19 protein-coding genes and 1 pseudogene are annotated in these 20,628 nt (G+C 67.6%); 10 read left to right on the plus strand and 10 right to left on the minus strand.

Going from position 1 to position 20,628, the window contains the following annotated elements; all coding sequences use genetic code 11:
* Positions 1-41: 41 nt before the first annotated feature.
* Entirely contained in the window at positions 42-275 is a 234-nt protein-coding gene (locus JTE92_RS30765; protein WP_371136885.1) for a hypothetical protein, read from the minus strand.
* Between JTE92_RS30765 and JTE92_RS07205 the strand changes: the two genes are divergently transcribed.
* The 9 genes from JTE92_RS07205 to moaA all read left to right on the plus strand — a co-directional run bounded on the left by JTE92_RS07205 (position 274) and on the right by moaA (position 9,057).
* Entirely contained in the window at positions 274-1,704 is a 1,431-nt protein-coding gene (locus JTE92_RS07205; protein ID WP_063239135.1) for an L-lactate MFS transporter, read from the plus strand. The two genes, JTE92_RS30765 and JTE92_RS07205, sit on opposite strands and share 2 nt — an antisense overlap.
* Before the next feature lie 37 nt (positions 1,705-1,741).
* Positions 1,742-1,864 (plus strand): MFS transporter small subunit, encoded by a 123-nt coding sequence (locus JTE92_RS07210; RefSeq protein ID WP_198065771.1) that lies wholly within the window; start codon positions 1,742-1,744, stop codon positions 1,862-1,864.
* Between the two features lie 218 nt (positions 1,865-2,082).
* Positions 2,083-3,534 (plus strand): cytochrome ubiquinol oxidase subunit I, encoded by a 1,452-nt coding sequence (locus JTE92_RS07215; RefSeq protein ID WP_063239134.1) that lies wholly within the window; start codon positions 2,083-2,085, stop codon positions 3,532-3,534.
* A 20-nt stretch (positions 3,535-3,554) separates the two neighbouring features.
* Positions 3,555-4,562 carry a cytochrome d ubiquinol oxidase subunit II gene (gene cydB, locus JTE92_RS07220; RefSeq protein WP_063239382.1) on the plus strand — a complete coding sequence of 336 codons (1,008 nt, stop codon included), beginning with the start codon at positions 3,555-3,557 and terminating at the stop codon, positions 4,560-4,562.
* Positions 4,562-4,699: a DUF2474 family protein gene (locus JTE92_RS07225; RefSeq protein WP_084254596.1), complete on the plus strand. Its 138-nt coding sequence runs from the start codon at positions 4,562-4,564 to the stop codon at positions 4,697-4,699. Before cydB ends, JTE92_RS07225 begins: the two co-directional genes overlap by 1 nt.
* A 3-nt stretch (positions 4,700-4,702) precedes the next feature.
* Positions 4,703-6,832 (plus strand): FUSC family protein, encoded by a 2,130-nt coding sequence (locus JTE92_RS07230; protein ID WP_084254595.1) that lies wholly within the window; start codon positions 4,703-4,705, stop codon positions 6,830-6,832.
* On the plus strand, positions 6,819-7,031 hold the full coding sequence (locus JTE92_RS07235; RefSeq protein ID WP_063239133.1) for a DUF1656 domain-containing protein: 213 nt from the start codon (positions 6,819-6,821) through the stop codon (positions 7,029-7,031). The genes JTE92_RS07230 and JTE92_RS07235 overlap by 14 nt, the downstream gene beginning before the upstream one ends.
* Entirely contained in the window at positions 7,028-7,843 is an 816-nt protein-coding gene (locus JTE92_RS07240) for an HlyD family secretion protein (protein ID WP_063239132.1), read from the plus strand. Before JTE92_RS07235 ends, JTE92_RS07240 begins: the two co-directional genes overlap by 4 nt.
* A gap of 107 nt (positions 7,844-7,950) precedes the next feature.
* A complete protein-coding gene (gene moaA, locus JTE92_RS07245) occupies positions 7,951-9,057 on the plus strand; it encodes a GTP 3',8-cyclase MoaA (RefSeq protein ID WP_084254594.1) in 1,107 nt (368 codons plus the stop codon).
* A gap of 5 nt (positions 9,058-9,062) precedes the next feature.
* Here the strand turns inward: moaA and JTE92_RS07250 are convergent, their stop codons facing one another.
* From JTE92_RS07250 to JTE92_RS07270, 5 genes are all read right to left on the minus strand, one after another.
* Positions 9,063-9,329 (minus strand): helix-turn-helix domain-containing protein, encoded by a 267-nt coding sequence (locus tag JTE92_RS07250; protein ID WP_063239130.1) that lies wholly within the window; start codon positions 9,327-9,329, stop codon positions 9,063-9,065.
* Positions 9,316-10,788, minus strand: coding sequence for an aminotransferase-like domain-containing protein (locus JTE92_RS07255; protein WP_063239129.1), 1,473 nt, complete (start codon positions 10,786-10,788; stop codon positions 9,316-9,318). The genes JTE92_RS07250 and JTE92_RS07255 overlap by 14 nt, the downstream gene beginning before the upstream one ends.
* Before the next feature lie 43 nt (positions 10,789-10,831).
* Complete coding sequence (locus JTE92_RS07260; protein WP_063239128.1) at positions 10,832-11,065, minus strand: hypothetical protein; 234 nt, start codon at positions 11,063-11,065, stop codon at positions 10,832-10,834.
* Positions 11,062-11,886, minus strand: a complete 825-nt coding sequence (fdhD, locus tag JTE92_RS07265) for a formate dehydrogenase accessory sulfurtransferase FdhD (protein WP_063239127.1) — start codon at positions 11,884-11,886, stop codon at positions 11,062-11,064. The genes JTE92_RS07260 and fdhD overlap by 4 nt, the downstream gene beginning before the upstream one ends.
* A gap of 194 nt (positions 11,887-12,080) precedes the next feature.
* Complete coding sequence (locus JTE92_RS07270) at positions 12,081-14,408, minus strand: FdhF/YdeP family oxidoreductase (protein ID WP_063239126.1); 2,328 nt, start codon at positions 14,406-14,408, stop codon at positions 12,081-12,083.
* Positions 14,409-14,640: 232 nt separating this feature from the next.
* On the opposite strand from JTE92_RS07270, the pseudogene JTE92_RS07275 reads away from it, so the two are divergent.
* A pseudogene (locus tag JTE92_RS07275) lies at positions 14,641-14,763 on the plus strand (type II toxin-antitoxin system Phd/YefM family antitoxin); the annotation flags it as partial.
* A gap of 65 nt (positions 14,764-14,828) precedes the next feature.
* Here JTE92_RS07275 and oxlT read toward each other — a convergent pair.
* The 4 genes from oxlT to JTE92_RS07295 all read right to left on the minus strand — a co-directional run bounded on the left by oxlT (position 14,829) and on the right by JTE92_RS07295 (position 20,620).
* Positions 14,829-16,151 carry an oxalate/formate MFS antiporter gene (oxlT, locus tag JTE92_RS07280; protein ID WP_063239125.1) on the minus strand — a complete coding sequence of 441 codons (1,323 nt, stop codon included), beginning with the start codon at positions 16,149-16,151 and terminating at the stop codon, positions 14,829-14,831.
* Between the two features lie 718 nt (positions 16,152-16,869).
* The gene (locus JTE92_RS07285; protein WP_063239124.1) at positions 16,870-17,862 is read right to left on the minus strand and encodes a Bug family tripartite tricarboxylate transporter substrate binding protein; all 993 of its coding nucleotides are present in this window, start codon (positions 17,860-17,862) and stop codon (positions 16,870-16,872) included.
* Between the two features lie 77 nt (positions 17,863-17,939).
* Complete coding sequence (locus JTE92_RS07290; RefSeq protein WP_063239123.1) at positions 17,940-18,791, minus strand: GntR family transcriptional regulator; 852 nt, start codon at positions 18,789-18,791, stop codon at positions 17,940-17,942.
* Positions 18,788-20,620: an acyclic terpene utilization AtuA family protein gene (locus JTE92_RS07295; RefSeq protein WP_063239122.1), complete on the minus strand. Its 1,833-nt coding sequence runs from the start codon at positions 20,618-20,620 to the stop codon at positions 18,788-18,790. Before JTE92_RS07295 ends, JTE92_RS07290 begins: the two co-directional genes overlap by 4 nt.
* Between the last annotated feature and the right edge of the window lie 8 nt (positions 20,621-20,628).

Genomic DNA, 20,628 nt, shown 5'->3' on the forward strand with positions numbered 1-20,628 from the left:
CGGAGAGTCTAGCGACTGTGCGCGATCCGCCTGTATTGGGGTTAAACCGACCCAACCGTGCGCGGCAGCCGCCACGGATGGACATTTTGACCCGCGCGCCGGGCCCGCGCCCGGACATTTTGTCCGTTGGCCCGCCCTTGCGGAAGGCCGCTTGCCGCAACCCGTTGACTGCAAACGGCATCCGCCACCGGCACGGCTCTTGCTGAACGACGCGCTCCAGCCCGGCGCACCCGCGCAACAAGAGGCTGCCACTTCCAGGTAGGAGACCACTTCATGACCTATTCCGCGCAAGCGCAAACGCCCTCCGAGCAACAGGCGCCACACCGTTCCGGGCCATCGCAATCGCGGCCATCGCCCTTCTCCAAGGAAGCGATCATCGCCCGCCCCGGCTTCAACCGCTGGATGGTGCCGCCTGCCGCGCTGGCAGTCCACCTGTGCATCGGCCAGGCTTACGCGTTCTCGGTCTTCAATGAGCCGCTGACCCGGATCCTTGGCATCACGAGCCCGGCGCCGGGCGACTGGCAGCTGACCACGCTGGGGTGGGTGTTCTCGCTGGCGATCTTCTTCCTCGGCATCTCGGCCGCGTTTGCCGGCAAGTGGCTGGAGAAGGTCGGGCCGCGCCGCACCATGTTCACGGCCGCATGCTGCTTCGGCGGCGGCTTCGTGGTGTCGGCGGCGGGAATCTGGCTGCACCAGATCTGGATGCTGTACCTGGGCTACGGCGTGCTGGGCGGGATCGGGCTCGGGCTTGGCTACGTGTCGCCGGTGTCCACGCTGATCCGCTGGTTCCCGGACCGCCGCGGCATGGCCACCGGGATGGCGATCATGGGCTTCGGCGGCGGCGCGATGATCGGCGCGCCGCTGTCGGTCGCGCTGATGAACCACTTCAAGAGCGCCACCAGCGCCGGCGTGGCCGAGACCTTCCTGGTCATGGGCGTGATCTATTTCATTTCGATGTCGCTTGGCGCGCTGGCGATCCGCATCCCGGCCCCGGGCTGGGCGCCTGCCGGCTTTGTGCCCAAGGCCAAGGCGAGCAAGATGGTCACGCACGCCAATGTGCATATCGACCAGGCGCTGAAGACGCCGCAGTTCTACCTGCTGTGGCTGATCCTGTTCCTGAACATCACGGCAGGCATCGGCGTGCTGGGCCAGGCCGCGGTGATGATCCAGGAAACCTTCAAGGGCACCATCACCGCCGCGGCCGCGGCCGGCTTCGTCGGCCTGCTCAGCATCGGCAACATGACAGGGCGCTTCCTGTGGAGCTCGGCCAGCGACTACTTCGGCCGCAAGCTGACCTACGCCATTTTCTTCGCCTTCGGCGCGGCGCTCTACCTGGCCGTGCCGGCGATCGGCGCCGCCGGCAACGTGGCGCTGTTCGTGGCCTGCTACTTCCTGATCCTGACCATGTACGGCGGCGGCTTCAGCACCATTCCCGCCTACCTGGCGGACATGTTCGGCACCGCGTACGTGGGCGGCATCCATGGCCGCCTGCTGACCGCCTGGGCCGCCGCCGGCATTGCCGGGCCGGCGCTGGTGAACTACATCCGCGAGTACAAGCTGGCGCTGGGCGTGCCCAGGTCAGAGGTCTACGTCGATACCCTGCACATCATGGCGGGCCTGCTGGTGGTTGGCTTCGTCTGCAACCTGCTGATCCGGCCGGTGCATGCGCGGCACCACCTGCGCGAAGCAGCCAGCGCGGCCTGACCGCGCCTGCCATCAAAGAAATCCCAGGAGACAAACCATGGAAAACGGCCGCACTTTTGGCAAGACCCTGCTGCTGCTCGCGTTCTGGACCTATGTGCTGATCCCGCTGGGCGCGGGCATCTGGTCGACCCTCGGCAAGGCGATGACGCTGTTCAGCTGAGGGACAGCATTTCTTGCTTGTCGTTCCCGCGCAGGCGGGAATGACTTCAGGGACTGACGCGCTATCTGAACTGCAGCCCTGGGTACCCCTGAACAACTGAGCTTGAACAGTTCCCCCAGAACTGTATCCCTGGCGGGCAGGCTGTCATCCGTACTCTTATCCGTAATGTCGCGGCACGGTCCATCGTGCCGGCGGCGCCCCCCACGGAGAGCACCTCAATGCACGGACTCACAGCCCTGGACCTTGCCCGAATCCAGTTCGGGTTCACGGTTTCCTTTCATATCCTGTTTCCCGCCATCACGATCGGGCTGGCCTGCTTCCTGGCGTTCCTGGAAGCGCGCTGGCTGCGCACGCAGGACCCCGTCTACAGGACCCTGTACCAGTTCTGGATCAAGATCTTCTCGATCAACTTCGGCATGGGGGTCGTTTCCGGCCTGGTCATGGCCTATGAGTTCGGCACCAACTGGTCGGGCTTCTCGCAGTTCGCCGGGGGCATCACCGGCCCGCTGCTGACCTACGAGGTGCTGACCGCCTTCTTCCTGGAGGCCGGCTTTCTCGGCGTGATGCTGTTCGGCTGGAACCGCGTCGGGCCGGGGCTGCATTTCTTCTCGACGGTCATGGTGGCGCTCGGCACCATGATTTCCTCGACCTGGATCCTGGCGTCCAACAGCTGGATGCACACGCCCGCCGGCTATGCCATCGTTGCCGGCAAGGTGGTGCCCACCGACTGGCTGGAGGTGATCTTCAACCCGTCGTTCCCCTACCGCCTCGCGCACATGGTCATCGCGGCGCTGCTGTCGACGGCACTGTTCGTGGCGGCGTCGTCGGCCTGGCAGCTGCTGCACGGGCGCGCCGTCCCCGCCGCGCGCAAGATGCTGTCGCTGGCGATGTGGATGGTGCTGATCACCGCGCCGATCCAGGCGATGGTGGGCGACGCCCACGGCCTGAACACGCTGAAGCACCAGCCCGCCAAGATCGCGGCGCTGGAGGGGCACTGGAACACGGCCGCCAAGGATGACAAGAACGGCTTCCCGCTGATCGTGTTCGGCATTCCCGACATGGAGCGCGAGGAGACCCGCTACGCCATCGAGATCCCGCGCCTGGGCAGCCTGATCCTGACGCACAGCTTGGACGGGCAGATCCGCGGGCTGAAGGACTTCCCCAAGGAAGACCGCCCCAACGCCACGGTGCTGTTCTTTACCTTCCGCGTCATGGTGGGCCTGGGCGTGGCGATGATCGCCTTCGGCCTGCTGGGATGGGCACTGCGCCGCAACGGCGCGCTGTACCGGTCCAAAGCCTTCCTGCGCCTGGCCGTGGCGATGGGCCCCACCGGCCTGATCGCGCTGCTGGCTGGCTGGATGACCACCGAGATCGGCCGCCAGCCGTGGGTGGTGTACGGGCTGCAGCGTACCCGGGATGCCGTGTCCGCGCATGCGGCCGGCCCGGTGGCGCTGTCGCTGGCGTTGTTCGTGGTGGTGTACTTCGTCTGCTTCGGCGTCGGCATCCGCTACATGCTCAAGCTGGCCAGCGCCGGCCCCGCTCCCGACGCACATCCGCACCCGCATCCCAACGACAGACCGTCGTACGGTCCCGGCAGCGTCGTTCCCGCCGCCATCGCCGCGGCTTCCGCACCCCAGGCGATGGCCCGGCACGGCCACCGCGAATCCTGAATCCTGAACAGGTGATCGACATGGGTATCAACCTTCCCGTTATCTGGGCCACCCTGATCTTCTTCGGCGTGATGATGTACGTCATCATGGACGGCTTCGATCTTGGCATCGGCATCCTCTTCCCCTTCGTCGGCGACCGCCATGACCGCGACGTGATGATGAACACCGTGGCGCCGGTCTGGGACGGCAACGAGACCTGGCTGGTGCTGGGCGGCGCGGCGCTGCTGTGCGCCTTCCCGCTGGCCTACTCGGTGCTGCTGACCGCGTTCTACCTGCCGCTGATGTTCATGCTGCTGGGCCTGATCTTCCGCGGCGTGGCCTTCGAGTTCCGCTTCAAGGCCAGCGACCGCAGCCGCCCGTACTGGGACGCCGCCTTCACGTGGGGCTCGGTGGTGGCCGCCTTCTTCCAGGGCGTGACGCTGGGCGCCTATATCGACGGCATCGCCATGGATGGCACCACCTATGCCGGCGGCGCGCTGGACTGGCTGGCGCCGTTCCCGATCTTCGCGGGCGTGGGCGTGGTGATCACGTACGCCTTCCTGGGCGTCACCTGGCTGATCATGAAGACCGAAGGCCGGCTGCAATGGACCATGCTGCGCGTGACCAACGTGCTGACCGGCGTGATGGTGGCGATGATCGCGGCGGTGAGCGTGTGGACGCCGCTGACGCACCCGGGGATTGCCGAGCGCTGGTTCGCGCTGCCCAACCTGTTCTTCTTCCTGCCGGTGCCGCTGCTGGTGCTGGTCTCGGCCGCCGGCATCTACCGCGCGCTGCGCGGCCGCCCGAACGTGGCGCCGTTCCTCTACGCCCTGCTGATGATCTTCATGGGCTATACCGGGCTCGCCATCAGCATCTGGCCCAATATCATCCCGCCGTCGATCTCGATCTTCGAGGCATCGTCGGCCCCGCAAAGCCAGGGCTTCGCGCTGGTCGGCACGCTCTTCATCGTGCCGATCATCCTGGCCTACACCTCCTGGTCCTACTATGTGTTCCGCGGCAAGGTCAAGCGCGGGGAGGGGTACCACTGATGGCAAAGCGCTTGCGTGCGTCGCTGGGGTCCCGCCTGGGCTGGCTGCTGGCCCTGTGGCTGGCGGGCGTCGGCACGGTCTTCGTGTGTGCCAGCCTGATGCGGCTGCTGATGCGGGCGGTGGGACTCTCGAGCTGAAGCATGGCCTCGTCCAAACCGCTTCCCCGAGCCACGCTGGCCGGCCCCGATGGGCCCGATGCCCCGGATGCCACCAAGGCTCCCGGCTGCCTCCGCACGCTCGCGGCAGCCTGTCCGGATTACGCGCCGTGGCTGCATTCGCTGAAGGTGTTCGGCGCCGCCATGCTGGCGCTCGGCGTGGCGCTGGCGCTCGGCCTGCCGCGGCCCTACTGGGCCATGGCCACGGTGTACCTGGTCTCCAGCCCGCTGGCCGGCGCTACCCACGCAAAAGGCACCTACCGCGTCCTCGGCACGCTGCTGGGGGCGGTGTCCGCGGTGGCGCTGGTGCCGCTGCTGGTCGACGAGCCCGTGCTGCTGATGGCCGCGATCGCGTGCTGGACCGGCGCCCTGCTCTACCTGTCACTGCTGGAACCGGCGCCGCGCAACTACATCTGCCTGCTGGCCGCCTACACGCTGCCGATCGTGGCGCTGCCCACGGTGACCCATCCGGCGGCCGTCTTCGGCGTGGGCCTTGCCCGCATCGAGGAGATCATGATCGGCATCGTCTGCGCCAGCGTGGTCAGCGCGGTGGTCTTTCCGGTGCGCACCACGCCGGCGCTGGCCGCGCGCGCGTCCGCCTGGCTGGACCATGCCTCGCGCTGGATCCGCGACATGATGGCCACCGGGGCCACCGGGGCCACCGGGGCCAGCGCGGGCCAGCGCCACGACAGCTTCAGCCTGCTGGCCGCCGATATCCTGGCAATGGAAACACAGCTCGCCCAGCTCAGCTATGAAACCGACGGTGCACCGACACTGCGGCACGCACGTGCCCTGCACCAGCGCATGACGGCCCTGCTGCCGCTGGTGCTGGCGCTTGCCGATGCCGCGGGCGCCTTGCGCCGCCACCCCGCGGGCATGCCCGACACGGTGGCGCAACGGCTGCACGCCACCCTGGCGTGGATCGCCGGCGAGCGGAGCGCGAGCCGCCCGGCGCCTTCCTGGCTTCCCGCGGGCGCCGCACCGGCACCCTCCGCGGACTGGCATGCGCGGCTGGTCGCGGCCACCGGCACCTACCTCGATGAGCTGGCCGACCTGTGGCAGGACTGCCGCTTGCTGCAGGCTAGCCTGCAGCAGGCGGGCAGCGGCCCGGCCACGCTGCGCTATCGCGTCGAGCCCGCCGGACAGGCGCGACACCATGATCACGCGCAGCTGCTGTTCCGTGCCGCCACCGCCGGCTCGGCCACCCTCGTGGCGGGCTTGCTGTGGATGGCGTCGGGCTGGATCGACGGCGCTGTCCCGGTCGGGCTGGCCGCGCTTGCCAGCTGCTTTATTGCCAGCACCGCGGAGCCGCGCCTGGTGGCCGGCCGGGTGATCGCGTGGAGCATCGCCTGCGCGGCGCTGTCGTGGTACTACCAGTTCGTGGTGCTGGTGCTGGCGCATGATTTCGGCTCGCTGGTGGCGCTGCTGTCCGGCCCGTACCTCCTTATCGGCGCGATGACGACACAGCCGCGCAATGCGCTGTTCGGGGTGCTGCTGGCGGTCACCGCGGCGTCCTTCCCGGGGCCGCAGCACCTCGATGCGGCCAGCTTCGCCGACATCTTCAACGGCAGCCTGGCGAGCCTCGCGGCACTGGTGTTCGCCGCGGTGTGGGCCGTGCTGATGCAGCCCTTCGGCCAGCAGCTGGTGGCATACCGGCTGGCCAGGGCCAACTGGAACGAGATCGCGCTGGCCGCGCATCCGCGCGCGGCGGTCAACAGCGCCCGGCTGCGCGGCCGCATGCTGGACCGGCTGCTGCGCCAGTGGCCGCCGCTGACGCGCCGCAACAACGCCAGCGCCCGGGCGGCCGGCCTGGCTGCCGCCGACTTCCTGGTAGAAGCCGCCGTGCTGGCGCTGCGGCGCGCCTGTGCCGGTGGCCCGGCCGAGAGTCGCCGGGCGGTGAAGCGCGTGCTGGCAGGGGTGGCGCGGCATTACCGGCAGTGCGCGCAAACCGGCCATCCCGGCACGCCGGCTGCGGCGCTGGCCGCGCGGATCGACGCGGCTTTCGCGGCGCTGGCCACAACTTTCCACGCCAGCCCCCGCGCGGCACTGGCGGCGCTCACCACGCTGCGGCTCGCGCTGTATCCGGACCACGGAGGCCATCATGCACGCCACTGAGTTCGACCTGTACGGCGTCTTCGTGCCCGCCACCGTGGTGTGGATGCTGGCGGCGTTCGCCATCACCGCCGGCGTGCGCGCCGTACTCGGCCGGATCGGCTTCTACCGCATCGTGTGGCACCGGTCCCTGTTCAATTTCTCGCTCTATATCCTCGTGCTGGGCGCGATCGTCGCGCTCGTCTGGCAGGCTCCATCATGAATCGCAAGCTTTCGCTGCTCGGCCCCTATGCGGTGACCCTGGCAGCCGTGTTCGCGGCGGCACTGACCGCCTGGCATCTGTGGCAGTACTACACCGAAGCACCCTGGACGCGCGACGGCCATGTGCGCGCGGACGTGATCCAGGTCGCGCCCGATGTCTCGGGCCTGGTCACGGCCGTGATGGTCGGCAGCAACGCCTGGGTGCAGCGCGGCCAGCTCCTGTTCGTGGTGGACGAGGCGCGCTTCAGCCTGGCGCTGCGCCTGGCGCAGGCCGAGGCCGCTTCGGCACGCGCGGCACTGGCCCTGGCACGTCGCAACCCCGCCGCTGCCGACAGCGCGCAGGCGCGCGTCGCGGCGGCCGACGCCGCGGTGGAGGTGGCCAGCCTTAACCTCGCCCGCTGCCGCGTGACCAGCCCCGCAGACGGCTACGTCAGCGACCGCCTGCCGCGCGCAGGGGATTTCGCCAGCCGCGGCCGCGCGGCGCTGTCGGTGGTGGCGAGCGGCACCCAGTACGTCGAAGGGTATTTCGAGGAAACCAAGCTGCCCGCGATCCGGGTCGGCAGTGCCGCGGAGGTGCACATCATGGGCCTGCCGACGCCGCTGCGCGGCCGTGTGCAGAGCATTGCCCCCGGCATCGAGGACCAGGACCGCAACAGCGGGCCGAACATGCTCCCCAGCGTCAACCCGACCTTCAACTGGGTGCGGCTGGCACAGCGCATCCCGGTGCGCATCGCGCTGGACAAGGTGCCGCCCGGGGTACGCCTGATCGCCGGCCAGACCGCCACGGTGCGCATCCGCAACGCGTACGAATAAGGGCAACTGTTCTGCTGCGGGCGGGCCCGAAGTGTGCGCCTGCCGGGCAGCGAGCCATCCCTACCATGGATGGCATGCCCCACCCCATCGCCCCCGGGAGAGCCGCCATGCAAGCCGCGCCTGCGCAGACCCAGCACGCACCCCTCGCACCCCACGCCACCGTCCCAACGGACCAGGCCTGCCGCGACCGGCTTGGCCGGCCGTTGCGCGACCTGCGGCTCTCCGTGATCGACCAGTGCAACTTTCGCTGCACGTATTGCATGCCGAAGGAGCGTTTCGGGCGCGACTATCCGTTCCTGACGGCGCAGCAACGGCTGAGCGATACCGAGCTGCTGCGCATCGTGCGCGCCTTTGTCGGGCTCGGCGTCGAGAAGGTGCGGCTGACCGGCGGCGAGCCGCTGCTGCGCAAGGGAATCGAAGCGCTGGTGGAAGCCATTGCGTCGTTGCGCACCCGCGGCGGCAAGCAGGTCGAGGTGGCCATGACCACCAACGGCAGCCTGCTGGCGCGCAAGGCACGGGCGCTGCGCGACGCCGGCCTGGGCCGCGTCACGGTCAGCCTGGACAGCCTGGACGACGGCGTCTTCCGCGCCATGAACGATGTCGGCTTCCCGGTGGCACGGGTGCTGGAAGGCATCGACGCCGCGTGCGCCGCCGGGCTGGCACCGGTGAAGGTCAACTGCGTGGTCGAGCGCGGCACCAACGACGCGCAGGTGTTGCCCCTGGTCGAACACTTCCGCGGCAGCGGCGTCACACTGCGCTTTATCGAGTATATGGACGTGGAGGGCCCGCGCGGCTGGTCGCAGTCGCGCGTGGTGCCGTCCGGCGAGATCCGCGCCATGGTCGAACGCGCGCATGCGCTGCTGCCGGTCGCGCGGCGGGACGCAGAGACCGCCAGCAACTACCTGCTGGCCGATGGCAGCCTGAAGCTGGGCTTTATCTCCAGCGTGTCGCACCCGTTCTGCGGCGACTGCACCCGTGCGCGCGTTTCGGTCGATGGCCGACTGCACCTGTGCCTGTTCGCCACCAGTTCCGTCGACCTGCGGCCGCACCTGTCGGCGCACCGCCCTGCCGAAGCGCTCGCCGAGGCCATCAGCCAGGCATGGCAGGCGCGCGGCGACCGCTATTCCGAACTGCGCGCCGAATCGCGCGCAGAAAGGCTTGCCAGCGGCAAGCGGCAATATCCCACGGTTCGCATGTCGCTGGTGGGCGGCTGAGCCGCTCAGTCAGTCTGCGGGAACACCTGGGCGGCAAGCTCCGCCCCGGCCGGCGTCAGGCTGGCGTGACCATGCCCCGCCTCGTCGATCGCAAAATCGGCCAGCCCCGCGGCCTGCAGCTGCGTCAGCACGCGCCTCAGCACGCTCATCGGCAGTTGCGCCCGCTTGGCGATCTTCGCGAGCGACCAGGGTGTCGTACCGCCCTCGCGCATGGCCTGGCACAGCACCTGCAGCGTGGCGAGGATGGCGGGATCGATGTCAGTGTCCGGCATGGCCTGGCTTGTCCTGTTCCTGTTCCTGTTCCTGTTGCCGGCTGCGCGCCAGCAGGTGCTGCGCGATCCTGCCCAGCGTCTGCACCGCGGACTCGATGCCGGGCGACCATTCGGCGCTGTAGTTCAGCCGGATGCAGTTGGCGTAGGTGGCCCCGGGCGCGAACATATGGCCCGGCGCGACCGTGATGCGGTGCTCCAGCGCGGCGTGGTACATCTCCATGGCGTCGATGCCTTCCGGCAGCTGCACCCACAGCACGTAGCCGCCCGCCGGCCGCGACGTGGTCGTCCCTTCGGGGAAGAAGCGGCGCACGGCCGCCGCCATGATGCTGGCCTGCTGCGCATAGGCCTTGCGCACGCGCCGCAGGTGGAAGTCGTAGCCGTCGTTCTTCAGGAACTCGGCGATCGCCAGCTGCGGGATCGCCGGCGTGGTCAGCGTATTGAGGAACTTGAGCCGCTCCACCGCTTCGCGGTAGCGGCCCGGCAGCGCCCAGCCGATGCGGTAGGCATTGGTCAGCGTCTTGGAGAACGAGGCACAGTGCAGCACGATGCCGGCCTTGTCGTGGACCTTGAGCGAGCTGGGGTGGGCTTCGCCGTAATAGAGCTCGCCGTAGACGTCGTTCTCGATTACGGGGATGTCCTTTTCGGTCAGCATCGCCACCAGGCTGCGCTTCTTGTCGTCGGGCATCTGGAAGCCGAGCGGGTTCTGGAAGTTCGGCATCACCATGCACGCCTTCACGCCCTTCTCATCGATCAGCCGCGCCAGTGCCTCCTGGTCGATGCCTTCGACGGGATCGGTCGCGACCTCGATGGCGCGCATGCCCAGGCGCTCGATCGCGTGCAGCATGGCGTAGTAGGTCGGAGACTCGACCGCGATGGTATCGCCCGGCTTTGCCACCGCCTGCAGGCACAGGTTGATGGCTTCGGTGGCGCCGATGGTGACGATCACTTCATTGGGGTCGATGGCCTGGCCGTTCTCCAGGTAGCGGCGCGAGATCTGCCGGATCAGCTCGGGGCTGCCTGGCGGCAAATCGTCGAGCAGCGTCCACTTGGCATAGCGGCGCGCAATGTTGTTGGCGTACTGGTTGATGCGCTGCCACGGGAACAGCGAGGGGTCCGGATACGGCGAGCCCAGCGGCACCGCATCGTCCGAGCGGATGGAGCGCAGCGTGGACAGCACCAGCGCGCTGACGTCGACCGCCGAGGGCTTGGCGCTGGGCCGGGACGTACGCAGTTCGATCGCCGGCTCGCCCGGACGCGCGCGCACGAAGTAGCCCGACTGCGGCCGGCTTTCGATCACGCCGCGGCTCTCCAGCAGCACGTAGGCGCGGATCACCGTGGTAATGCTCATGCGGTGGTGCTGGCTGGCCTGCCGCACCGACGGAATGCGCTCGCCCGGCAGCAGGACGCCCTGCTGCACCAGCGCCTCGATATCCGCAGCCAGTTTTTCATATAGTTTCACGCTGCGCTCCCCGCCTGCCGTGTTGTCTGTCTTGTCCGTCCTGTCAGCTGAGCCAACGATGCAGATCATAGTACGGCAGCGGCACATGGTGGAGCGACCCGGCGCTGTGCGGCCCGACGCGCACAAAACCGCTGGCGTGGCCGAGCGCGGACACGGAGGCCGCACCCTGCTGCGCGGTGGCCTGCGCGATGCTGTCCCGGCCGCCCGGGCTGCCGGGCCCGCCGACGCGCCAGAAGGCGTCATCGCGCTGCGGCCGGCCGCCGGGCGTGTCGATCACGGCGCCGTGCCCGGGCCGGTATAGTCGATGTAGCCATCGGCGCGGCAGAAGCTGAGCAGGCGCAGGCCGGCCTGCTCGGCAATGCGGATCGCCAGCGAGGTCGGCGCCGAGATCGTCGCCAGCATCTGGATGTTCATGCGCGCGGCCTTGCGCACCAGTTCATAGCTGGCGCGGCTGGACAGCAGCACGAAGCCGTCGTCCAGCGCCACGCGCTGCATGGCCAGGTGGCCGATCAGCTTGTCCAGGCCGTTGTGCCGGCCGACATCTTCGAACGCATGCAGGATCTCGCCGTTCGCGTTGCACCACGCCGCCGCATGCACGCCGCCGGTGGCGCGCATCAGCCGCTGGTGCGAAGGCAGTGCCGAGACGGCGCGCTCGAGCAGCTCGCGCGAAGGCACCAGGCGCCGCGCCGGTTCGCGGATGCGCGCAGGCTGCAGGTCAAGCAGCTCCAGGCTCTCGATGCCGCACACGCCGCAGCCGGTGCGTCCCGCCAGGGCGCGGCGCTGCGCCTTCATCGCGGCAAAGGCCTGCTCACCGATCTGCAGCCGGATTTCGGCGCTGTGCCGGTGCACGCTGACGTCGATGTCATGGATCTGCGCGTTGTGGGCAACGATGCCCTCGGTCAGCGAGAAGCCCACGGCGAACGCTTCCAGGTCCAGCGGCGTGGCCATCATCACGGCATGCGAGATGCCGTTGTAGACCAGCGCGACCGGCAGCTCCTCCGCCACGTTGTCGATTGCCGGGCGCCCCGCGACGTCCTTGTGGCGGACGATGGGGCGGGATTCATAGCCTGTGTGCTGGACTTCTTCAATGCAATGCATGGGGGACCTCATGAAACTGGAAATACCACCGGCGCCTCGCATGCCGCCGGTTTGCTCCCCTCTCCCGCTTGCGGGAGAGGGGCCGGGGGAGAGGGCCGGCGCTTGGCAAGCACGATATGGCTTCACTTCGTTGACGCTCCGGCCCTCACCCCCACCCCGCGTTTGCGTGGGGCGACGGCAAGCGCCGTCAACGCTCACCCCGCCACAACCGCATGGCTGCGCGACGGCGTCAGCAGCACCGGCACCGATTTCGAAGTCGGCGTGCCGCAGCCGTCGCCGGTGCTTTCCAGCGGCACCAGCGGATTGGTCTCTGGGTAGTACGCGCCCAGGCAGCCCTGCGGAATGTCATAGTCGACCAGCACGAAGTCCTCGACATGGCGCTCCACGCCGTCGTCCCAGACGCTGGTGATGTCGACATGCTGCCCCGCCTCCAGACCAAGCCTTTCACGGTCGGCCGGGTTGATGAAGACCACCCGGCGCAGGCCGAACACGCCGCGATAGCGGTCATCCAGGCCGTAGATCGTGGTGTTGTACTGGTCGTGCGAGCGCGTGGTCATCAGCACCATCAGCTTGTCGCCGTACTGGTCCCGCGCGCGGTGGATCGGCGTGTCCTTGTCGATGCCGTGGACCAGGAACTGCGCCTTCCCCGACGGCGTCTGCCAGATCCGGTTGCGCGCCGGCGGCGTCAGGTGGAAGCCGCCCGGCACGGCGACGCGCTCGTTGTAGTCGTCGAAGCCTTCGACCACCTGCTCGATGGCATCGCGGATGCGCGCATAGTCCTGCGCGTACCAGAGCCAGTCGATCTTGTCCGAGCCGAGCGTGGCTGCCGCCATGCGCGCGATGATCGCAGTCTCCGACAGCAGGTGCGGCGATGCCGGCGCGTTCATGCCGAAGGAGATGTGCACCATGCAGACCGAGTCCTCCACCGTCACGCCCTGCGGCACGCCCGCCTGCATGTCGATCTCGGTGCGGCCCAGCGTCGGCAGGATCAGCGACTCCTTGCCGTGCACCAGGTGGCTGCGATTGAGCTTGGTGGCGATATTCACCGTCAGCGCACACTGGCGCAGCGCCTCGTGCGTGCGCGGCGTGTCCGGCGTGGCGGTCGAGAAATTGCCGCCCAGTCCGACAAACACCCTGACCTTGCCCTCCAGCATGGCGGCAATGGTCTCGACCACGTCATAGCCATGCTCGCGCGGCGGCTCGAAGCCGAAGGCGGCGCCCAGGCGGTCCAGGAACGCGGCTTCCGGCTTTTCCTCGATGCCGACGGTGCGGTCACCCTGCACGTTCGAATGCCCGCGCACCGGCAGCAGCCCGGCACCTTCGCGGCCGATATTGCCGCGCATCATCATCAGGTTGGACAGCAGCTGCACGGTCGGCACCGAATGCTTGTGTTGCGTCAGGCCCATGCCCCAGCAGGCGATCACGCGCTTGCCGCGCGCATAGACCTGCGTCAGCGCGTCGATGTCTTCCAGCGAAACGCCCGACTCGGAGACAATGTCGGCCCAGCTTTCCGCGCGCAGGTCTTCAACGAAGGCGCCGAAGCCGATGGTGTGCTCGCGCACGAAATCGACGTCGAACAGGCGCTCGCGGCCATGCCGGATCGCCTCGTCGTCGAGTTCGACCAGCCGCTTGGCCATGCCCTTGATCAGCGCGAAGTCCCCGCCCAGCCTGGGCTGCACGAACATCGACGCAATCCTGGTGCTGGAGCCCATCAGCATCTCCACCGGATGCTGCGGGCTGGTAAAGCGCTCCACGCCGCGCTCGCGCAGCGGGTTGATCGACACGATGGTCGCGCCGCGCCGGGCGCACTCGCGCAGATCACCCAGCATGCGCGGATGGTTGGTGGCCGCGTTGTGGCCGAACAGCAGGATGGTGTCGGCATGCTCGAAGTCATCGAGCACCACGGTGGCCTTGCCCACGCCCACCGTCAGCGGCAGGCCGCGGCTGGTGGCTTCGTGGCACATGTTCGAGCAGTCGGGGAAGTTGTTGGTGCCGTAGGCGCGCACGAACAGCTGATACAGGAACGCGGCCTCGTTGCTGGCGCGGCCCGAGGTGTAGAACGCGGCCTGGTTCGGGTCCGGCAGCGCATTCAGGTGGCGGCCGATCATGGCAAAGGCCTCGTCCCAGGCGATCGCGCGGTACTTGTCGGTCTGCGCATCGTAGACCATGGGGTGCGTCAGGCGCCCGTGCTGCTCCAGCTCGTAATCGGTCTGCGCCATCAGCTCCGTCACCGTGTGCTGCGCAAAGAATTCCGGCGTGACGCGCAGGCTCGTGGCTTCCGCGGCCACCGCCTTGACGCCGTTCTCGCAGAACTCGAAGGTCGATGCGTGCTGGCGGTCGGGCCAGGCGCAACCAGGGCAGTCGAAGCCGTCGGCCTGGTTCTGCTTGAACAGCATCTTGTACTTGCCGCCGGCCACCTTCTCCTTGATCAGGTTGATGGCAACGTATTTCAGCGCACCCCAGCCGGCGGCGGGATGGGTATAGGGGGCGATATGGCCTTTCTCGGGGGTCGGGGTGCTCATTGGCGTGGTGTCCTGTAACGGCGGGGGCATCCGGAGCTGCTGGACCAGGGGTCGCGTCCGGATTGTTGCGATGACACCAGAGTAGGCCGGGAAGGTGGCGCCGCAGACGTACACAGGGCGGGATGGGTGAGGAGTACAGTTTTGCGCCGGCAGAAATCCGACAACGAGTTGACCCGTGCCATCGAACTGGACTAACTTGGACTAAGTCCAGAGGAACCAGCCGACAGTCAATATTCACGAAGCCAAGGCTCAGTTTTCCCGGTTGGTCGACGCCGCGGCCAATGGTGAAGAAATAGTGATCGCCAAGGCAGGCAAGCCGGCTGCCCGGCTGGTGCCAAGGCTGAAAAAAAAGCGGGCTTCCGAAGAAGCCCGCCCAGCCGACTACCAGTGGATCCGTCTATCTGATGCGCGGTGCGCGGGTCAAGCCGCCACTTGCGCGCCGGCCGCGGCAGATTCCTGCGCAAACCGCTGCCTCGATGTCGCAACGTGCGAGGCAAGCACCGGCCGCAGCACCATGATGGCAAGGAACGCCGCGGTCAGGTCCATCACCGCCACCGTGTAGAGCACCGTCGACCACGTGCCGGTGGCTTCCATCAGCAGGTTGCCGATCGGCACGAACAGTGCGCCGATGCCCTTGGCGGTGTACAGCACGCCGTAGATCTTGCCGATGTGCTTGGTGCCGAAGGCATCGCCCGCCAGTGCCGAGAACAGCGAGTAGACTTCGCCCCAGGCCAGGAACACCACGCCGGACAGGATCAGGAAGGCGTACGGGTTGCTGCCGAAGTAGCCCAGCGCGATGATGCCCAGCCCTTCCAGCGTAAAGGCGATCACCATGGTCTTTTCACGGCCGATGTTGTCCGAGATCCAGCCGAACAGCGGACGCGAGATGCCGTTCATGATGCGGTCCAGCATCAGGGCGAGCGGCAGTGCAGCCATCACGAAGAAGTGCAGGTCGACCTGGAATTCCTTCACGCCAAGGTCCTTGGCGATGACACCGAGCTGCGCCACGGCCATCATGCCGCCCGTGACCACCAGCACGAACATCACCAGCATCAGCCAGAACAGCCTGGTGCACAGCGCTTCCTTGAGGGTGTAGTCGCGCGTGGCCTGGGCCAGCTTCTTCGACCCCCGCACCTCGCCGGTCTTGGGCGAGCGCAGGAACCACGCCGCGACAAAGGCCAGCGACCCCTGCAGCAGGCCGAAGAACAGGAAGGTGTGCTGGAAACCCTGCGACTCGATCATCGCCGCGATCGGCAGGATGGTCGCCGCCGAGCCCGCGCCATAGCCGCCGGCGGTCAGGCCGACCGCGAGGCCGCGGCGGTCCGGGAACCACTTCAGCGCGTTGTTGATGCAGGTCGCGTAGATGGAGCCCACGCCCAGGCCGCCGACGGCGGCGCCGACGTAGAAGCCCATCAGCGTGGTCGCCTGCGAGTTGATGACCCACGCCGTGCCGATAAAGAGCGCGCCGAAGGCCACCATCATGCGCGGCCCGAACTTGTCGATGAAGTAGCCCTCGATCGGCGCCAGCCAGGTCTGCACCAGCACGAACACGGTAAAGGCAATCTGGATGCTGGCGCGTGACCAGCCGTAGGTATCCTGGATCTCAGGCACGAACAGCGTCCAGGCGTACTGGATGTTGGCCGTGGCGATCATGCAGACCACGCCGACGAGCAGCTGGATCCAGCGCGTGGATTCCGAAGCTCCCTGATTGGGGCTCAGGGCCCCTGCCGTTGCGTTACTCATAGCGCGCTCCTTGAACCGTGTGTTTCGGGAAATCCGTGGGAATGAACGAAGGTGGGGACGCCATGCGCGTCAACTTGCAGGTGGCTCCTGGCATTTTCTGTCTCCTGTGTCGTTGGCATTTACTGCCTTTTATCGCGACGCCATAGCGACGTCTCCCGCACTCACCTGTAATCAAAACTACGAGATGCGATGGGATACACAGTATGTGATATATCAAGTAAGTCAAGGCGAACCGGCAGCAGGGTTTTCACTAGCCCGTCGATTAATGACCGGTAGAAATGGAAGACGGGATTCAGGTTAATCCCGCATCAGTGGGCAAGACACATGAATATGCCTTGTCTATTCCCGAAACTCCTTGCTGGAAGCGGCGTTCCCGTCATCGTTGACGGTTACGGAAAAATCATGTCAAATGCCGGGCATGGCGAGAAAGATTGCGTTTTTGTAATGTTCCCGGCAAAAATCAGGGTTATCACCAGTCGAATAATAACCCGGCAAAATAAAATCACCGATTAATATCGATTCCGAATAATTCAGGATAAAAAAATGCCCGCAGGCGTCCCGGCGGGCGGAGTCATGATGCGTGACATCAGCCGCAGCATGTCACGTATTTATAAGCGATTATCCGGCGTAAATAAACAGGGTCGCGACTAATGGATTACCCGTTGTCCGTGTCCGATGGCACGTAACCTACCCCGCTGCTGCCAGGGAGGCGCCGCGTTCACTCGGGCTCGATCCCGGCTGCCTTGATTACCTTCGCCCACTTCTGCGTCTCACTCCGCACGAAGGCGGCCAGTTCCTCCGGAGTCGATGACGCGGGCTGGCTGCCGGTGCGCGCAAAGTAATCCGTCGCCGCCGGACCATCCAGGCCCTTGGCGATCAACCGGCTCATTCGCTCCACGACCGGCGCGGGTGTCCCGGCCGGGAAGAATGCAGCAGACCAGGCCACCATTTCGTAGCCGGGCAAGCCGCTTTCAGCCATGGTCGGTACGTCCCGGAGCACCGGATTGCGCTGTGCGGTGGTCACCGCGACCGCACGTAGCTTGCCGCCCTGGATCAGCGTCAGCGCGGGCGAGATGTCGGAGATCATGAAGTCGACCTGGTGGCCCATCAGGTCGGTCAGCGCCAGCGGCACCCCCTTGTACGGCACATGCAAGGCCTGCACACCGGCCATCATCTTGTACAGCTCGCTGGCGATGCGTGTCGAGGAACTGCCGCTCGCAAAGGTAAGCTGGCCCTGCCGCGACCTGGCCAGCGCGGTCAGGTCGGCCAGCGTGCGCACCGGGCTGTCGGGCGGCACCACGAGCACCAGCCCGCTCTTGGCGATCAGCGAAGCCGGCGCGAAGTCTTTGACGGGGTCGTAGGGCAGCTTCTTGAACAGCGAGGCATTGGCGGCATGCGTGGTATTGGTGGTGACCAGCATGGTGTAGCCGTCGCTGGCCGCCGTGGCCGCCGCCTTGGCGGCGATAAAGCCGTTGGCGCCGGGGCGGTTGTCTACCACGATGGGCTTGCCGGTCTGCGCGGTGATGCGCTCGCCGATAAAGCGGGCACTGTTGTCGGTGCCGCTTCCCGCCGGGAACGGCACGATGACGCGGACGGCTTTTTCGGGATAGCCGCCGGCGCTGGCCGCGGCGGCGTTGCCCGGGGAAATGGCCGCGGCCAGCATTGGCAGCATCGCGCAGGCAACCGTGCGCAGCCGGATTCGATGGATCATGTGGTCTCCTCGTGCCTTTGGCATCTGTTGTGTGGATCGATTGCGTGGCGACCCGCCGGCTGCGCCTCAAGGACAGCTCATGCAAGGTCTCCATTCTGGTGGTCGGGCCTGGCGGCGGACTTGGGGATCGCCAGGTCGGGATAGCGCTCGGTGAGCCTCGCCGGCATTTCCACGTCGAGGATGAAACGGTCGCCGCGGTACCAGAACACGCCGGCCGTCAGCACGTTGCCGTCGATGTCGAGCGTCGTCCGCACGATGCGGGCAACGGGTGCGGCGAAGGCATAGTCCAGCTCGCGCGCCAGCACCGCGTCGGCGGGTTCCACCGTCATGGTCTGGCGCATCATGCCGAGGCGCTCGCCCTGCGACTGGCGCAGCAGGTGCGCGATCTTGTGATGCTTCTCGCCGCCGCGCGGAAAGCTCGCAAACACCGTCGCCGCGACGTACAGCTCGATCAGGCAGAACGGCATGCCGTCGTGCACATGCAGCTTGCGCAGCATCACATAGCCGCCTTCCATCGGTACGCCGCTGCCGGCGAGCCCAGGCGGCAGCCGGGCTTCCCTGCGCTTCTCGAGAATGCGGATCTCGAGCGCATTCGGGCCAACGGCCACGTCGTTGATGGCCGAACGCATGCCCTCGCCGGGGCCCGATGGCACCATGATCACGTGCGTGCCGCGTCCGCGCTGGCTGGTGATCAGGCCCTCTTCGGTCAGCAAGGCGTACGCCTGGCGCACGGTGACCTTGGCGATGCCGTACGCCTGTGCCAGTTGCTCGACCGTGGGCAACTGGAACCCCACGGGGTATTCGCCGGCGACGATCTTGTGGCGCAACACGCTGGCGAGCTGGCGGTAGCGGGTCACGCCGCCGGCGTTGTCGTCGGGCAGCACGGCGCTGTCGGCGGCCGCAGGACCGGCTGTCGTGGCACGCGTCATGGCAGCAGGCTCGGCAGCAGGCTCCGGGGCACGCTGACCGGCATCGACAGCAGGATCTGCGCCATGCCCTTGCCCAGCGGATCATTGCGCAGCGAGGCCATCCCGCCGCCGTCGAGCGCGGCCTCGCAGACAAAGTTGAGCGCGTCGAAGCCCGGCAGCTCATGGCGCGACACCGGCCCCTGCACCAGGTGGCCGAGCCACTCCGCGACGCGCGCCGCGGTGACCTCCGCGCGCAGCACCGGCAGGTAAGCCGGCTGGCGCGCGATCAGGCCGATGTTGGAGATATCGCCCTTGTCGCCGCTGCGGCCGTAGGCGAGACGGATCAGCGGGACTTCGATGCGGTCGCCTGCGGGCACTGTCCGCGCACCTTCGCCGGCGCCGGCGCCATCGCCCGCCGCGGCGGGCCGTGCCGGCTCAGCGCTGCCGGCCGTCGCCGGGATCGCAACCGGCATGCGCACGCCGTCCATGACGACCGCCGGCGCCAGCCTGGCTTTGTCGAGCAGGAACGCATACTGCCGGATCGACGGCGACGGGCTGGCGCGTCCGCCGCCCGATCCGGTGGTGCCCGGCGCCCAGCTGGTGCCGGCCGCGGCAATCTCGCGCGCGAACAGTTCCAGCGCGGCCTTTTCCGGATGCATCACCGCCAGCCGCATGATGGCCTCGCGCGTGGCGCGCGCGGCGGCATGCGGGCCGTAGCACGATTCCGCGCCGAGCACCTCGGCGCGGGTACGGGTGTAGTCGCCCCAGCCGTGCTCGGCAAAGAGCCTGCGCGTGCGCGACAGGATCGCTTCGGCGGTGCGCTCGGCCTTGGCCACGGCATCGATGCCGACAATGGTCAGCTGCGCATTGCAGCGAAAACCGTCGACATAGGTGGCGCTGACCTTGTAGCTGCCGCCCGGCGCGCGGCCGCGCGCCCCGCTGACGTGCACCAGGTCGGGTCCCGCCTGGCGCAGCGCCACCTGCGTGAAATCGCAGGTGGCGTCGGGCAGCAGGTAAGCCGCGGGATCGCCGATCTCGTACAGCACCTGCTCCCCGACGGTTGCGGTGCTGACCAGCCCGCCGGTGCCCGGCGGCTTGCCGACCGTGAAGCTGCCGTCGGGACTGCACTCCACCACTGGATAGCCGATGTTGGGCCAATCCGGCACGCTCTCCCAGTCGGTATGCAGCCCGCCGGTGGCCTGGCAGCCGCACTCGATGATATGGCCCGCCAGGCTGCCCTGCGCCAGCCGGTCATAGTCGTCCGGCTGCCAGCCGAACTCGTGCATCAGCACGCCCAGCGTGACCGCGCTGTCCACGCAGCGGCCGGTGATCACGATCTGCGCGCCCTGGTCGAGCGCCTGCCGGATCGGCAATGCGCCAAGGTAGGCGTTGGCGCTGACCAGCTTTTCCGGAAGGGGTTGTCCCTTCTGCAGGTCGGTGACGCCGGCCTGGCGCAGTCCGGCGAGCTGCGGCATGACGTCGTCGCCCTCCACCACCGCGATACGCACCGGCACGCCCTGCTCTGCCGCGAGCGCGGCGAGTGCCTGCGCGCAGCCGTGCGGGTTGATGCCGCCGGCATTGCTGACCACGCGGATATTGCGCGCGACGATCTCGCGCAGCAGGCTTTTCATGGTCACCGCGACAAAGTCGGTGGCATAGCCGAGTTCGGGCTTGCGCAGCCGTGCCGCGGCCAGGACCGACATGGTCAGCTCGGCCAGGTAGTCGAACACCAGGTAATCGATGTCGCCGTGGTGCACCAGTTGCGGCGCGCCGACGCTGCTGTCGCCCCAGAAGCCCGAGGCGCCGCCTATCCTTACGGTGCGCGCTGCCTGCGCTGTCTTGTCTTGCATGCTGTGTC

Source organism: Cupriavidus oxalaticus (genome assembly GCF_016894385.1).
Lineage (GTDB): Bacteria > Pseudomonadota > Gammaproteobacteria > Burkholderiales > Burkholderiaceae > Cupriavidus > Cupriavidus oxalaticus.